The sequence below is a fragment of the Mesorhizobium sp. M0518 genome, assembly GCF_040321125.1.
Taxonomy (GTDB): Bacteria; Pseudomonadota; Alphaproteobacteria; order Rhizobiales; family Rhizobiaceae; genus Mesorhizobium.
The window spans coordinates 145,359-159,781 of record NZ_JAMYQY010000014.1 but is presented as its reverse complement, the minus strand read 5'-3'; the positions used below and the strand labels follow the sequence as shown (position 1 = coordinate 159,781).

Below are 14,423 nucleotides of genomic sequence, written 5' to 3'. Positions count from 1 at the left end.
CCTTCGCGAGCATAGCCAGGTTGGGTGGCTGTCCCTCAGAATGATGGTGTTGAAACGGAGTCCGAGCGATCGGCTCCAAACATCATGAGAGGAACAGCCATGGAACACTATGCGGGAATCGATATCTCTCTGGAAGAGAGCAGCGTGTGCATCGCCAGACTGCATGCCGGGCTTGTGGCCGCCGGACGCGACGTGGTTCTGCTCGAGACACGGCACGTGAAGGCGGCGCTCTCAGCGATGACGGTGAAGACCGACCGGAAAGATGCACGCGGGATCGCCCAACTGCTGGTACCGCCTGGTTCATGCCAAATCGGTGAGTTGCAGGATAGCCAGCCCTCTTGTTGGACGCCAGCTTCTGCAAAGCAAGCTTCTCGACGTCGAACTGAGCATCCGCGGGATCCTGCGCGGTTACGGACTGACGGTCGGAGAAGTCAGTCGTGGGAGGTTTGAGGCGCCTATCCGGGAACTGACAGCAGGGCACGTCACTCTGCTGATTGGTGGGATGCTGGCGGCGCGGATGGCGTTGTGGTGCGAGTTCACCAAGCTCCATCGCGAGATGCTGAAGATCGCGCGCGCTGATAAGGTCTGCCGCAGATTGATGAGCACACCTGGCGTCGGCGCCTTGGTTGCGGTCACCTATTGCTCGCCCAAAAAAATATCAATCCGGTGAGACCGATCGGGACGGCGGCGTCAGCAAGGTCGGCGACGCCATGGTGCGAACGGCGCTCTTTGAAGCGGCGCACATCATGGTGACGCGGGCGACCCGCTTCTCGGGCCTGAAGCACTGGGCGCTCGACGTGGCAAAACGCCGGGGCATGAAGCGCGCCAAGGTGGCCCTTGCCCGAAAGTTCGGCGTCGTGCTCCATCGCATGTGGTGGACGCGACTGACTTTCGCTGGAGCAAGGCCGCAGCGATGGCATAGGAGATAGAACGTTCGGAGCGAGCCGCAACGGCAGCGTTCTCCTCAGGTCCCGTCGCCGGGGGCGAGGGCTTGGCAAGGTCGTGTGTAGTGCTGTGAATGCTTCGGCAAATCACGCTTCCTAGATTGACCTGTCAGCTCTGGGTGTGGCGGCCTTCGCGCTAACCACGGACAGAAGCGATCCTGGCGATGAGATATCGTTCAGAGGGGGCTTGACGAACGAGGGCCCATTACAGAAGCACTACTTTGAGCGCGGTCTCACGGAGCAAATCTCGACGCCTTCAGGCAATTCTTCAAGAAATTTGATGGCGCCATCCAGGCTTTACAATTTCTCGCACAATATACTTCCCATCCTTTCACCAAAACGGGGCTGCTGGATGCGGTGGTGTTCATAAATTCTTCCAACATTTGAACGGCCCAATCGAGTGGGCCCCGCGGGGGCGACAGCATTTTCGGTGAGCCTGATCATTAGGACTACATCGGCTGACATGTTAAAGTAAAGGGTTGGCGGATGTGTGTTCCTATCAGGTATCCGACATTGAGGGGAAAACCTTGCGGCGGCGGCCGATTTGCACGTCGTGGTCCTTTTGCCGTAGGCTAATAGGGCAGCTCCGCACAGGAAAACGGAGGACTTAAGGACTGAGGCGGGGAAGACGGCCCTTGCCATCTCCGCGCGGTGCGGATCTCGCTGGGCTATGAGCCGCAGGCTAACCGAAGGAATATCCATCCTGTGGATGGATTGCATCGAAACAGTCCATTTTTACGAATAATAACGGACATGAGCGGACGTCGCTTCGGATGCGACGCCGGTCTGATTCTGAGGCCACACCACCTCGATGTCATCCGACCGCCTTCTTAACATCCTCAAGGTGAAGATTCCAGCCAAGACGGTCGCACAGCGTTGATTGCACCGCGATTGTAGCGCGCAGTTAATCATTCCACGCGCAGTCGACTATTCCTGCCCAGACGCTTCATCCATGGAAATATCAGAAATGAGTTCACCTCGGCGTACGGCATTCATTACAGGTACCACCGGCTAGGAACGGCGCGCTGCTTGCCGAACTGCTGCTGTCGAAGGGCTACATGGTGCATGGCCTGAAGCGGCGAGCCTCGCTGATCGGAATACCCAGCGCATCGACCACCTGTATCGACCCTCATCAGCATCATCCCGACATGGCCCTGCATTACGGGGACATGACGGATGCGACAAACCTGATCCATCTCCTGCAGGAAAAGCAGCCCGACAAAATCTACAATCTGGCGCCCAAAGCCACGTGCAAGTCTCTTTCGAGACCCCGAATATACGGCCATGCCGACGCTCTCGGCACGCTGCGGCTGCTGGAAGCGATCCGCATTCTCCGCCTTGAGGAAAAAACGCGGTTTTTACCAGGCCTCCACGTCCGAACTCTTCGGTTTGGTCCAGGGTGGCAGGGGAGGAGACTACTCCGTTTTATCCACGCTCGCCCTGTGCGGTGGCGAAGCTCTACGCCTACTGGATCACCGTGAACTACCGCGAGGCATACGGGCTCTATGCAAGCAACGGGATTCTGTTCAATCACGAAGCGCCGAGGCGCGGCGAAACTTTCATCACACGCAAGGTGACCCGTGCGGTAGCTGCGATTATGGCCGGGAAGCAGGACTGCCTCTATCTCGGCAACCTGGAGGCAAAGCGCGACTGGGGTCGACTATGTCGAGGGCATGTGGCGGTCCGGCATTTTCTCTCCGGCAACACGCGATGGAGCTGAATTAGCCATTCACGAGTCATTATAGAGGCCTCTTTGATTTGACGTCGCCTGTGTTATCCGGCACCGAAGAGTCCCATTACTATTTCCAGCGCCTCGTTCATCATTGAGAATTGCAACCGCACGCCGGCGTGCTGCGAGAGGCTACTATGGTATGGCATTCAAGAACTGCATCTCCTGGATTAACCAGAATGACCGGATTGCGGTCACGATCGACTCATCTGCTCAATGTTTGTCGTAGGCCCATGTGGCGCCAATTTGAGCACTGACCTTGTCATGGCGCCTGAAGGCAGCAGCGGCGATATGGCCCGCATTTGATCGTGCTGGAGCAAATCTGCGGATTCATTCGTCACCTCATCATGGTCCGGCGGCTGGCATCCACCTTCCTTGCAACTGCAGAAATGCTCAGCCCTTTGGCCAGCTCGGCTAACGCAGCCAGACCGCCAGATCAGAAAGAGCACGCTTGCGAAATACGCCAGCTGAAGGAGCAGCGAACAAGTCAGCGTCGTGACGACTACTGTGCCGATGGAGTGAGAAGCGAAGTAGACAGTCAGTGCGGTGCTGCACAGCACCAGCCCCAGGACGCGACAAAAGATTCTAAAGGGCAATGCCGTTCTCCTGGTTTTGTCTCCTCAGATCATGCTGCGACCTGGTCGGCCGCAACATGGGTCTGGCAGTTCTTTGGGCAGACGCGGCCGCAGGCTCCGCAGCCAATGCAGCGGCCGGCATGGTCGACGACCATGATCATGCGATTGAGCTCGCCGTCGAAATCGTCGTCTTCGCCGTCGCAAATACCGAGGATTTCACCCGCGTCATCGACGCCGTAAAGATGCATGACCTCGCGCGAGCAGACTTTGAAACAGCGGCCGCAGCCGATGCAGGTGGCGCCGTCTATAGCGGTGAGATATTCCGGCATCCATCCGGAGCCGTCGCGGGTAGTGAATGTGCTCCTCATCGTAACTTCTTCATTGCAGCGAACTCTCTCTTGGCACCATCCAACTCCGCAAAAACGGCGGACGTTTCCTTGGCGACGTCCTCTATCTCCGTCCATTTTCCCGGGAGATCCTCTGCAAGGTCGCGCAATTTCATCTTGGCAACTGCAGCGCGCAGCTGAAGCTTTCGGACTTTCTTCCCTGTCTCATCTAGGTTTGACATAAATCCTTCCTCAAAATCGGTTTCATCAGGCCGGCGCCACGTCGGGATAGGCTTCGATGGCTGCAGTCGCATCGTCGACCAGTTTCGTACCGGCCTCCGCGAGCTTCCTGAACGTCTCGAAGCCGAACCGTTGGATGTCTCGACAGAGCGACCAACCGCCCGCCAGTGAAGAGCAATCGTCCGAAGCCCCATGGGTCTCATCTCCATCGTTGGCGATGTCATCAGGCCGGAGCGCTCCTCGATCGTTAAGCCCGACGGCCGTGTAGAATATATCGACCTCCACAGCACGTCCGGATCGGGATCGCCGATAATGGGATCGCACGGCGCTGTTTTCTGGTGATGCTGAGGTCGCCCAGCAGTTCGGCGTCCGATTTGCCTTCCCGTGACGCGGAGGCAGCCTAAGCACGGATCAGCCGCACGAGGCATTTGACGAACGGGGTGGCAAGGTCCGCCTCGTCCTCGTTGACAGTAGGGCTGGCCGCGGCTTCAGGGATTTCATATTCTCCTCATTTCAGAGCTAGTCCTCGAGGGACTCTTTCTTTTTTCGGAGACGTCGACCTCGGGCACACTTGCTCGGCCGACGCCAGACTCGGGGCGGGCAATTCCACTCAATTGATGTCCCTGTGGTCGAGCTTGGATGTGTCTTCGACTGCGAGGCCTTCCACGCGGATTCGCGTCGAACATCCCTTCCACCGTGATGCGATCGCAGGTCATCGCAAGATTCGAGCCTTGACCCTGCTGCAAACAATCCATCCTGTACTGCATGGGGCCTGCTTGCGGCCATGCCAGGGAAATGGACGAATTGGGCCGTGAACATTCTGACCATCCCCCCTTTCTAAGTACTCTTCTCGCGCGGCCGCGCTTTAGCCCCTTCGGGAAGCTTCTTTTGCGGAATCGCACAGAGAGCGCCGTAACAAACCTTCCCACCCCTGTAGTTGGCCAGAGCCTGCAGCAGATCCGGGAGAAGGTGCTCTTTCAGTTCGTCCGGGATAGGCTCCGAACCGTCCAGTGACTTCAGTGCCAGTTCGACCAACTCGATCGCGCGATCGTTGTTGCCGTTCTCGTGATAGTACCAGGCGACCGCCGGATAGGACCGGAACTTAGGGCTGTCGCCTTGTGGGGGATTCAGTGCCAGGATGTGTTCGGACAGTTCCTTGCCCATCGCGAAGCGCTCAGCAGGGGGAAGGCGAGAATGGTCATTAGCCGGATGGAAAAGTTGGTCTAGCGCCGAAACCATCCAATCCTCGGAATTTTTGTCGATCGCGTCGCGAACCAACTGGCGCATCACGGGCAAGCCGGTCCACATGTCTTGTATTTTGTGAAGCAATAGATGTGCATGGGCTAGGCGGAAATTGAGGTCGTCCGGCATCAAGGCAATGCCCTCTTCGATAGCCCAGAGCGCCGTCTTCCAATCTTCCAACTTCACCGCCGCCCAGAACCTGTCATCGATCGGCTTCGTCAACGCTTGTCCGCGCGCCAGGGGTTCGCTTGTTGCGATCCGCTCCTGATCGGCAGCTTTCGCTTTGTTGCTGGTACGCCAGCTGCCGTTGAGCACTTTCGGCAAAACCTCACCGAGTTGACTCGGATGACCGATAAAGGCAATGCAGCCGTCTCGGTCGACTACGAACGAGGTCGGAACCCCGACGCAAAAGCTGGGTTCCCTCCAAAGCTTCTTCATTTCGCCTGTGTAGTCGAACGCAATCCGATGATTCAGATCCGGGCACTTTTCGGCCAACCACGCGTCCAACTTGGTACGGGCCTCGACGGCCGTTGGAGCGTCTTCATCAGCCGCGATCCCGACGACCTCAAGTCCGCTGTCCTTGTATTTCTCCTGTAGCTGCATCAGTTCGAGCATCTCCGCCGCAGATAGATCGCACCAAGTTGCCCAAAATTCGACGATATAGACTTTGCCGGGCTGGAAGTCCGCAAGGGCTCGCCACGCAGCCAGTCCTCCACTTTGATCGAAGGAGCCGGTGACCCCATCCGCAACATCATCTTGCCCTCCAAAGCTATTGCCAAAGGTTGCGTGACCTTATGCGCAAGCTTGTTCCCCTTTGAGACGGGGCATGAGGGTTCAACGAAGGGAGAGCATTGTTCGTGTTGCGCATCTGCGTGCAGTCAGCCTTCACTCAGTGTTGCTGAATCTCAATTCGCAAAGGCCGTGCCAACGCGCTCAGCGGGCAGTAAGCGCATGAATCGCTAGAAAAATCTTCCAAATGCCAAGATGGCCGGTTGTATTGAAGCCGACATGTTTTCTGCCGCTGTCAGGTTTTCAACAAGCATCACGGGCTTCGCGTCGGCAGAAAAGCGTGGCCCGGACGACTCAATATGCATTCGGGCCGAGGGACGAGGCCGATGGCCATCATAACTGCGTTGGCTAGCGTCAGGCTCGTCATCATCGTCCACGCCACCGCTTGAGCGTCTTGCCGTTCCGGTCCGGAGGCGGTAGCGATCTCGCCATTTGCGATTGCAAGGGGCCGCTCCATCCGAGCGCAGCCTGTGCCCCCTCGCCCGCCTTGCGATTGAATTCCAGGTGGCGACGCAGGAGTTCTTCACGACGACGCCGGTTATGTCCGGCCGCGGGTCGCGAGTACCGTTATCGCCAGATGATGATCGTGGGGAAGAGGGCCAGGATGAGTGCCGGCCTGTGCCGGGCCGGTGAACTCTCCCGGATCCTACTTTTGTTGTTCTGTGTCCCTGTGCGCAGGCCCTACAGTGACCACCTGGTGCGAATGTGAGCGTTGTCGGAATTGGCCGGCCTGAAGGCCGCTAGGTCGCCACGCGATGGGCCAAGGCAGACTGAAAACGCCGAAGATGCGGCGCCCTCGCCGCTGACCCGGCTATCATCCCAGGCGATGACACGTGATTGCTGCCACCGTTCGCGCCGAGGCCGGCAAGAGCCCGACCGTCGGACTCGAAGGTCGGTATCTTGGCCGCTGCACCGTCGTTGCCATGTTCCGTTCCCGGCCAGTGGCGAAGGAAATCGTGATAACGCCAATCCGATGAGGCTACGGTCCGAGCGCGGGCTGCCGCGCTGAAACGACTCTCTTTCTCGACCTGACGCCGACCCGAATATCGGTGTTTTGAGGCATTGAGGACGCCTGGGCCTCGGCCCGGCCGTCGGTCTGCGCGTTACGCGACGAGCAGACCCCGAGCGCGCGTTAGAGGCGTCCGGGGAATGTCTTCGCGACGGCGCTTGCAAGTTGCTCATGAGCTTCGCGAAACCTGCTCGTTTGCGGCGACCTTCCTCCGACTTGGTATCAGGGTAGGTGACCAGCGGAGTAGAGCTTTGAACAGCATCGGTGCTACTTCAGAACCCGTCAGCGGGCCAAAAACAGCGGCAAAGGCGTGCCAACTATCCATCTTATCACGCTACCGGAGAGCCGCTCGCGCAACCAGCGGCTGCCATAAGCGCCCATGACGATCACGTCGGCAGATATGTCGATTGCGTGCTGCGCTAGCACCGTGGCCACCGGTTTGCCGCGGCTCGCCAGCCGGTCGACCCAAACCCGAGCACCGTGCCGAGTGAGATAGGCAGCGATGTCGGCTCCCGGCTCGGCGCCGTTTCCGGTGCAGGTCGCCTCCGGATCGACGACTGCGACACGAACTTCCTCAGCACCGGCTAGCAGATGCAGCGCTTCTCGAATCGAACGGGACGCCTCGACTCGCGAATCCCAGCCGACCAGCACGCGCCGTGGAGACAGAGTCGCCTCAGCGCCCTCCGGTACGACAAGCACCGGCTTTCCGGTGTCGAACAAGCTGCCGTTGATAACAATGGGTCCGAGACTAGTCTCATTGAGAAGTGCGGGGCCGACGATTGTCAGGTCGGTGCAGAGCGCCCGCTGTCGCACCGCGTCACCGACGCCCGCCTTGTCGCAGTGTTCGGTGTCGACATCATAGCAGCGCCACGTGGCTCTCAGCACTTTGTGAATTTCCCTCGATGTCTTTTCCAGGTTGGCCATGTCCTGTGAAAATTGTTCCTGTGCGGCAATGTGGTGTGCGCGAAGTCTGGACCACTCGGGGATGCCACCGCCCAACGGCGGAGGGGACCCAATAGGCGGAGGCGACATCAGGAGCGGCGGAGGCGATATAATCAGTACGGAAAGATACGCGCCGACCTCGGCGCACAAGCGAGCAGCTATTGCGACGTCCTGATCGGAATGGTCAGCTCCCGTCACACTGAGTATTTTCTTGAAGGCCATCTGACTGCTTCCCCCTGAGATGTCGGGCCCGTAGCGCGTTTCGAACCGCAAGACTTGCCTTCCAACGAAGACGGAGAGTGGCACACCATCCGTTCGCGATTCAGTCGTCTAGCTTCTCGAGCGAGTAGCCGGCAGACCTGACAGTACGAATGACGCTACCTGGCGAGGCCGCCTTCAGCGCCTTTCTGATCCGGCTGATATGGACGTCGACAGTGCGTTCACCGACATGGATATTGTCCGGCCACGCCGCGTCGATCAGCTCGTCTCGGCTGAAGACCTTGCCGGGAGCCTCAAGAAATTGCCGCAGCAGGTTGAATTCGAGAGGTCCGAGGTGGATGTCGTGGCCATTGCCGCGAACTCGGTGGGCATCGAGCTTCATCTCAAGGCTGCCGCAGCAGAGCCAGCTGCCATTTTCGATCCCGTTTGAACCCGGCTTCGGTAGCGCCAGCTTCGTGCGTAGATAGTCGAGCAGCATCGCCGGCGTGAAGGGCCGCACAAAGCTCTCGTCAATACCTGCCTTCAAGAGATCGAGCTGCTGGTTTTCGGCGCCGGGCGCGATCAGCGCAATAACCAGCAGGCCTCTGTTCCGGAACTCCGCCTTGAGCTGGGCACAGATGGTAGACCCTGTCGAGCTTGCCGGCTGGCAGTCCAGCACCACGGCCTGCGGCTCCTGTTCACTGGCTAATGCCAGCGCTTCCTCCACGCTTCTGGCCAGTTCAATCCTGAAGCCATCCACCCCCAGAATGTGGCTGTAGTACAGATACAACTCCGCATCTTGCGAACAGATCAGTACCCCTGGCTTCATCAGCGCTACCCCAAGAACCATATCGGCCTGGACCGCCTCAATTGAGAGGGCTGGCCACCGCATGTCCTCAAGACCTGACATGATCCCCTCGATCGAAAGTCGGTTGCATCACGCCCGCGCCACCTCGGGATGAGCCTCAATGGCTGCGGTGGCATCGCCGGCCAGTTTGGTACCGGCCGCGGCGAGCTTCCAGAACGTCTCGAAACCGAACCGGTGGACGTCGCGCAGGGTCTTTGACAGAACGACCAACCGCCCGGCTGTGAAGAGCACGCGCCCGAAGCCCTCATGGCTCATCTCCATCATCGGCGATGCCATCAGGCCCGTGCGCTCCTCAATCGCAAGCCCGACGGCGGTGTAGAACTTATCGAGCCTCCACAGCACGTCCGGATCGGGATCGCCGATGATTGGAATTGCACGGCGCTGTTCCCTGGTGATGATGAAGTCGCCCAGCAGCTCGGGGTCCGATTTGCCTTCCCATGACCCGTGGGAATCATTGGCACGGATCAACCGCACGAGGCATTTGACGAACGGGGTGGCAAGGGCCGCCTCGTCCTCGGTGGCGGCAGGGCTAACAGCGGCTTCAAACATTTCGGCTACTCCTCAATTCAGCCCTCGTCCTCGAAGGAGGGTTTCTGTTCAGCGACACCTGCCTGCGCCAGCACCTTGCGCAGCCAAGGGGGAGGACAGGTCCTGAGCATCATCTGCGTGCGCAACAGCACCTCTTGGATGGTCTCGGGCTGCGGCACTTTGATCGGATGAATTTTTGCCGAAACAAGTTTGGCTGCCGAAGGTCCGCCGATCGCCCGACAAAACAGGAGATGACAGCCCTTCAGCGCCTCCACCTTCGGGGTGATGCGGTCATCGCCCTCGGTTCGGTGCTTCCCGCTCTCGTCGGAAACGTCATCGAAGGCCACGGCTTCGACGAGCTTCCACTCCTCGCGCATCACGTCGTAGACAGCAAAGCGCCTGGCCGAGCCGAAATGGGCGTTGATGTTCTTCATGTCCTGCGTGGCGATTGCCACGCGCAATGCGCCGGCTTGGCGTTCCGGCGTCGGTGCGTGAACCTCGTCAGTGACGAGCGAGAGGCGGCGAACTGAGCTCATCTGGTATTTCTCGCTTACGCAGTGGGTCAGGCGCTTCAGGCGTTGGCGCGTGCCGGTTGGCTTCAAAAATGCCGGCAACCTCGAAGATCAGGTCGCGGGTCCCCTGGTAGAGGATTGTGAGCTTGTGCTGGCTGCCGAGCCGGTCGAAGATCGGGAAGCCGACCCGCATGAGCGGAATGCCGAGGCGCTGCGCCGCCTGGCGGCCGTGGGAATGAGTAACGAAAAGATCAGCGCCGGCGCCAAGAGCTTCCAAATCGCCGAGATCGCCAATTTGAACCGACTGCGCTGGTACTTCCTCCAGAATTTTCGACATAGCGGCCGTTGTGACCGCCGCCGCGATTTCGGAGCCCATTCCGATGAAGAAGCTCACGAGTTGGTAGAGTTGGTCTGGTTCAGCAGCGATCGCAATTTTCTTGCCTCCAAAGTGGAAATGTCCGTCGAGCAACGCGTCCTGCAACTGCGCCCGGCGACGGCGCACCCCAACCGGCGCTGCCGCGCCCGAAACTGCGGATAGCAGCGAGACAAACCGGTCGGCGTCCTTCAATCCAGTCAGCGACCGGAACAGCACGTAAGGCACGCCGGTCAACCTCTGCAGCAGCTCGGCCGGGCGGCGCATATGCTCCCCGATCGCGACGCATTGCACAGCCATGCCAAGCTCGCGGATATCCTCGACGCTGGTGCCGCCATAGGTGGTCGTGACCCACCCGTCGGGCACCGTACCGTCGAGCGAGCCGGAGATGTCCGGCAGAATCACGGGCTTCAGTCCAAAGCTTTCAACCATCTCACGCAAATGCTCGATATCAGCCACAGTGAGGTTCCAGCCAGGCAGGATCACGATCTTCTTCGACTGCCGCGCCTGCTCGCCGGGCCGCGTAATCCTTTCGATCATCGCGGTGACAGCCTTGGCCCAGCCCTCTTCGATCGCGCCATCGAAATCCGGTGTGTTGGCTAGCACCACCTCCGTACCCGCGAGTTCTTCCCTGCGCTTCAGCCTGATATTGGCGATATCGCCTGCGCAGTCTTCACCCCGGGTTTCCACCAGCGCCGTGGTGCAGACCCCGATCAGCGTTGGCTTTGTGCGGGCCTTGAGATTGAGGATCGCCTCTTCCAGATGGTCTGCCCCGCCGAGGATCGTCGCCACCTCGTCCATCGCCGTCGTCTGCAAGGGGATGGCTTCCTTGAAATGTCGCACGAAGAGCACGAGGGCGAAGCTGGTGCACCCCTGGCTGCCGTGGAACAATGGCATCGCGCCGTCGACGCCAAGAAAGGCCAAGGCGGCACCCAATGGCTGCGATGACTTCAGCGGATTGACCGCCGCCGCTTTGGTCTGGGGAAGGATGCGGACCATCGACTCTCCTCAACACTCGCCGAAATCACCGGCCGTCGTGCCGGCGAATTCCTGGACAACATGCAAGGTCGCGGTCTCGCTTTTCGTGCGCGGCAGTTCCTGCCTCACCGCAGGCTGGCAATCCCATGGTGCCGGTTCCCGCACCTGGCGCCAGATCGGGTTATGAATAGCGAGGTCGATCTGGCGTACGAGTTCCACCATGCCGTGATAGCCGGCGTAAGGATGTTGGCGCTCCTGGTTGATATCGAGCCAGGGTGTCTTGGCGTTCAGAGCGACGAATTGCGTGCGCCCGCCTGATAGCAGGATATCGGCCTTGTGTTCGGAGAGCATGGCGTAAAGCTCGCGCGCTGCCATCTGCTCGAATATATGGTTGTCGTCCTTGAGGATCTGCTTGACCCGCTCTTTGTCTTCGACGGTCGACTTCTTGACAGAGGTGCCGACGATCTCGATCCCGATCTCCATCAGCGCATGGACGACCGACCAGGACTTCACGCCGCCGGTGTTGAGCAGCACGCGCTTGCCTTCGAGCCTCGGCCGGTAGGCGGCTAGCTTCTTCCAGGCGATCGCCTCTTCCTCTGCAATCAATAGCTCGGTGCGGCCGAGGATCTCCGGATCAGCACCCTGCTTCACGAGCAGCTCAGCTATGTTCCGGAGTGCATCCGAGGTATCGGTGATGCCGTAGAAGGAGCCTTCGAAGAACGGGATGTCCCAGCGCTCGTGCATCTTGCGTGCCAGATTGATGAGCGCGGTCGAGCACACCATCATAGCCGCCCGGGCGCGGTGCGCGCCGGCAATGTCGACGTAACGTGCGTCACCCGGAATGCAGGCGCGCACCCGGATCCCGAGCCGATCCAGCAGCGGCTTCACCAGCCAGAATTCGCCCGAGAGGTTGAATTCGCCAAGAATGTTGATGTCGTAAGGGCCGGCATCGTCGGGCTCGACCGTGCCGATGACATGCTCGAGCAACGCCTCGCCGGCAAGCTTGTTGCCGAGATTCTTGGAGCCGACGAAGCCCGGCGCATTGACCGGTACAACGGCCAATCCGAAGTTTTCCGCAGCGCGCTTGCACACGGCCTCGATGTCGTCGCCGATCAGCGCCGTCACGCAGGTCGGATAGACGAAGATCGCCGGCGGCCCATACGCTTCCTTGATCTCGCGGATCGCTTTGAAAAGCTTGCGCTCGCCCCGCCCCATCACAACATCGAGTTCGGTGAGGTCGGTCGTGAAGCTTGTGCGCCACAGCGTTGGCCCGGACGAAGCCGCACCGCGGTTGTCCCAGGAATTGCCCTCGCAGGCGAGCGGCCCATGGACTAGGTGTGCGACGTCGGTGATCGGCTGCAGTACGATCTTGGCGCCATCAAAGGCACAGCCACCGGCCGCCGCTCCGGGGGTCAGTGGCTTCGAACAGCCCTTTTTGCGCGCCTTGGCAACCTTGTCGCGGTTCTGCTCGCAGGCGGGTTCATTGAAGACATCCTGGATTTTGGCTCTGAGCGAGGACATTGCGTCGGTCTCCAAAGTCCCTCGGGAAGACGATCGGCCAAAGCCGACCGTCAAGCTTAGCGGGTGAGGTCATACGAATAGTCCGTCACGCCCGTCTCGCTTGTCTCGCGATCGAGCTTGTCGAAGATCTTGTCCAGGATCGTCGTCAGTACGCGCAGCCCGCCTTGGTAGCCCATCAGCGCAAACCGATGGTGATGGTGGCGATCGAAGATCGGAAACGTCAGCCGGATCAGCGGCGTGCCCGTGTCGCGCTCCAGATACTTGCCATAGGAGTTGCCGATCAGCAGGTCCACCGGCTCGGTGAAGAGCAGCGAGCGCAATGCCCAGAGGTCCTTGCCCGCCCAGACTTGAGCACCCTTGCCGAAGGGCGATGATGCAAGCAGCTCCTTCAACTCTGCTTCCCACGCCGAGGTGCCGTTGGTGGCGAGGCAATGGGTCGGCTCGCCGCCCGTTTCCATGATGAAGCGGGCCATGCCGTAGACAAAGTCTGGATCGCCGTAGATGGCGTATTTCTTGCCGTGCAGCCAGGATTGGCTGTCCGCCATGGCATCAACAAGTCGGCCGCGCTCCAGGCGGATTGCCTCGGGGATTTGCTTGCCGGAAATCGCGGAGACCTCCATCAGGAAGTCGTCGGTCGCCTGGACGCCGAGCGGGTAATGGAACGAGGCCGTCGCCTGCCCTACCCCCTGGCAATACTCGAGTGTTTTTCGGGTGTTGTAATGCTGTAGCGAAAATGTAGCCTCGGCGTTGAGTGCCTTCCTCACGTCTCCGATCTTCGTGCCGCCGTCATACATGCGGTATTCGCCGTCCGACGGCGTGTCGAACTGGTCAGAGGCGTCTTGGATCAAGGTATAGGACACGCCTATCAGGTCGAGCAGGCGCTTGAGTTCCCGGTTGTTGCCAACACAGAATCCGTCGAAGCCCGGAATGACGTTGATGGTCCCCTCGGCTTCCGTTCGCTCCTCGCCTTTCCAGAAATGCTCCAAAATGCCCTTAACCGCAACGTCATAGCCGTCGATATGGCTGCCGACAAAGGCCGGCGTGTGGGCGAAGGGCACGTCGAAGTCGCGCGGGACCGAGCCTTCGTCCTTGGCGTTCTCGATGAAGCTGTGCAGGTCGTCGCCAATGACCTCCGCCATACAAGTGGTCGAGACGGCGATCATCTTTGGGTCGTAGAGTTGGTACGTGTTGGCGAGCCCGTCGACCATGTTCTTCAGGCCGCCGAACACTGCCGCGTCCTCGGTCATCGAGGAGGAAACCGCCGAAGCAGGCTCCTTGAAATGGCGCGACAGGTGCGAGCGGTAATAGGCCACGCAGCCCTGGCTGCCGTGGACGAAGGACATGGTTCGCTCGAAGCCTGCGGCCGCGAACACCGCGCCGAGCGGCTGGCAGGCCTTGGCGGGGTTCACGACAAGGGCTTCGCGAGCAAGGTTCTTTTCGCGGTATTCCCACGTCTTGGTGAATTCGCGTTGGTCGGTAACGATCTGGTCCGGGTGAGGACATTCGAAATTCAGCCTCTTCTCGGCGAGCATCTGCCTGTATTCCGGCTCGCGGAACAGGGGCGCGTGGTCGAGAACTTTTTCAGCCGACTGCGGCATGGGTGGTTACCTCTTTCCAGCTGGCCCGCCATACGGCGGCACAGGGACGTC

General features: G+C 59.9%; 12 protein-coding genes and 3 pseudogenes. 3 read left to right on the top strand and 12 right to left on the bottom strand.

Going from position 1 to position 14,423, the window contains the following annotated elements; translation table 11 throughout:
- Nucleotides 1-99: 99 nt before the first annotated feature.
- The 3 genes and pseudogenes from NKI66_RS20890 (at nt 100) to NKI66_RS32680 (ending at nt 2,664) form a co-directional block, all read left to right on the top strand.
- Nucleotides 100-922 (top strand): annotated as a pseudogene (locus NKI66_RS20890) (IS110 family transposase).
- Nucleotides 923-2,002: 1,080 nt separating this feature from the next.
- Nucleotides 2,003-2,425, top strand: coding sequence for a GDP-mannose 4,6-dehydratase (locus NKI66_RS32685; RefSeq protein WP_502900953.1), 423 nt, complete (start codon nt 2,003-2,005; stop codon nt 2,423-2,425).
- Nucleotides 2,392-2,664, top strand: a complete 273-nt coding sequence (locus NKI66_RS32680) for a GDP-mannose 4,6-dehydratase (RefSeq protein WP_502900952.1) — start codon at nt 2,392-2,394, stop codon at nt 2,662-2,664. The genes NKI66_RS32685 and NKI66_RS32680 overlap by 34 nt, the downstream gene beginning before the upstream one ends.
- A gap of 203 nt (nt 2,665-2,867) precedes the next feature.
- Here NKI66_RS32680 and NKI66_RS20880 read toward each other — a convergent pair whose 3' ends face one another.
- From NKI66_RS20880 to nifK, 12 genes and pseudogenes are all read right to left on the bottom strand, one after another.
- Nucleotides 2,868-3,233 carry an exopolysaccharide production repressor protein gene (locus NKI66_RS20880; RefSeq protein WP_352752878.1) on the bottom strand — a complete coding sequence of 122 codons (366 nt, stop codon included), beginning with the start codon at nt 3,231-3,233 and terminating at the stop codon, nt 2,868-2,870.
- Between the two features lie 65 nt (nt 3,234-3,298).
- On the bottom strand, nt 3,299-3,616 hold the full coding sequence (gene fdxB, locus NKI66_RS20875; protein WP_352752824.1) for a ferredoxin III, nif-specific: 318 nt from the start codon (nt 3,614-3,616) through the stop codon (nt 3,299-3,301).
- Nucleotides 3,613-3,816 carry a CCE_0567 family metalloprotein gene (locus tag NKI66_RS20870; protein WP_352752822.1) on the bottom strand — a complete coding sequence of 68 codons (204 nt, stop codon included), beginning with the start codon at nt 3,814-3,816 and terminating at the stop codon, nt 3,613-3,615. The genes fdxB and NKI66_RS20870 overlap by 4 nt, the downstream gene beginning before the upstream one ends.
- A gap of 25 nt (nt 3,817-3,841) precedes the next feature.
- Nucleotides 3,842-4,310: pseudogene (locus NKI66_RS20865) on the bottom strand (NifX-associated nitrogen fixation protein).
- A 341-nt stretch (nt 4,311-4,651) separates the two neighbouring features.
- Nucleotides 4,652-5,811, bottom strand: a pseudogene (locus NKI66_RS20860) (TlpA disulfide reductase family protein).
- A 1,325-nt stretch (nt 5,812-7,136) separates the two neighbouring features.
- Entirely contained in the window at nt 7,137-8,018 is an 882-nt protein-coding gene (locus NKI66_RS20855) for a universal stress protein (RefSeq protein WP_352752820.1), read from the bottom strand.
- Nucleotides 8,019-8,118: 100 nt separating this feature from the next.
- Complete coding sequence (locus tag NKI66_RS20850; RefSeq protein WP_352752818.1) at nt 8,119-8,904, bottom strand: response regulator transcription factor; 786 nt, start codon at nt 8,902-8,904, stop codon at nt 8,119-8,121.
- 27 nt (nt 8,905-8,931) lie between these two features.
- The gene (locus tag NKI66_RS20845) at nt 8,932-9,411 is read right to left on the bottom strand and encodes a NifX-associated nitrogen fixation protein (RefSeq protein WP_286461356.1); all 480 of its coding nucleotides are present in this window, start codon (nt 9,409-9,411) and stop codon (nt 8,932-8,934) included.
- 17 nt (nt 9,412-9,428) lie between these two features.
- Complete coding sequence (gene nifX, locus NKI66_RS20840) at nt 9,429-9,926, bottom strand: nitrogen fixation protein NifX (RefSeq protein ID WP_352607313.1); 498 nt, start codon at nt 9,924-9,926, stop codon at nt 9,429-9,431.
- Nucleotides 9,892-11,274, bottom strand: coding sequence for a nitrogenase iron-molybdenum cofactor biosynthesis protein NifN (nifN, locus tag NKI66_RS20835; protein ID WP_352752815.1), 1,383 nt, complete (start codon nt 11,272-11,274; stop codon nt 9,892-9,894). The genes nifX and nifN overlap by 35 nt, the downstream gene beginning before the upstream one ends.
- A 9-nt stretch (nt 11,275-11,283) precedes the next feature.
- Nucleotides 11,284-12,774, bottom strand: a complete 1,491-nt coding sequence (gene nifE, locus NKI66_RS20830) for a nitrogenase iron-molybdenum cofactor biosynthesis protein NifE (protein ID WP_352752812.1) — start codon at nt 12,772-12,774, stop codon at nt 11,284-11,286.
- 56 nt (nt 12,775-12,830) lie between these two features.
- Nucleotides 12,831-14,372, bottom strand: a complete 1,542-nt coding sequence (nifK, locus tag NKI66_RS20825; protein WP_352752810.1) for a nitrogenase molybdenum-iron protein subunit beta — start codon at nt 14,370-14,372, stop codon at nt 12,831-12,833.
- Nucleotides 14,373-14,423: the final 51 nt, after the last annotated feature.

Coding starts and splice junctions, on each gene's coding strand:
- NKI66_RS32685 (WP_502900953.1), top strand. CDS start 2,003: ATGGTGCATGGCCTGAAGCGGCGAGCCTCGCTGATCGGAATACCCAGC.
- fdxB (WP_352752824.1), bottom strand. CDS start 3,616: ATGAGGAGCACATTCACTACCCGCGACGGCTCCGGATGGATGCCGGAA.
- NKI66_RS20870 (WP_352752822.1), bottom strand. CDS start 3,816: ATGTCAAACCTAGATGAGACAGGGAAGAAAGTCCGAAAGCTTCAGCTG.
- NKI66_RS20855 (WP_352752820.1), bottom strand. CDS start 8,018: ATGGCCTTCAAGAAAATACTCAGTGTGACGGGAGCTGACCATTCCGAT.
- NKI66_RS20850 (WP_352752818.1), bottom strand. CDS start 8,904: ATGTCAGGTCTTGAGGACATGCGGTGGCCAGCCCTCTCAATTGAGGCG.
- NKI66_RS20845 (WP_286461356.1), bottom strand. CDS start 9,411: ATGTTTGAAGCCGCTGTTAGCCCTGCCGCCACCGAGGACGAGGCGGCC.
- nifX (WP_352607313.1), bottom strand. CDS start 9,926: ATGAGCTCAGTTCGCCGCCTCTCGCTCGTCACTGACGAGGTTCACGCA.
- nifN (WP_352752815.1), bottom strand. CDS start 11,274: ATGGTCCGCATCCTTCCCCAGACCAAAGCGGCGGCGGTCAATCCGCTG.
- nifE (WP_352752812.1), bottom strand. CDS start 12,774: ATGTCCTCGCTCAGAGCCAAAATCCAGGATGTCTTCAATGAACCCGCC.
- nifK (WP_352752810.1), bottom strand. CDS start 14,372: ATGCCGCAGTCGGCTGAAAAAGTTCTCGACCACGCGCCCCTGTTCCGC.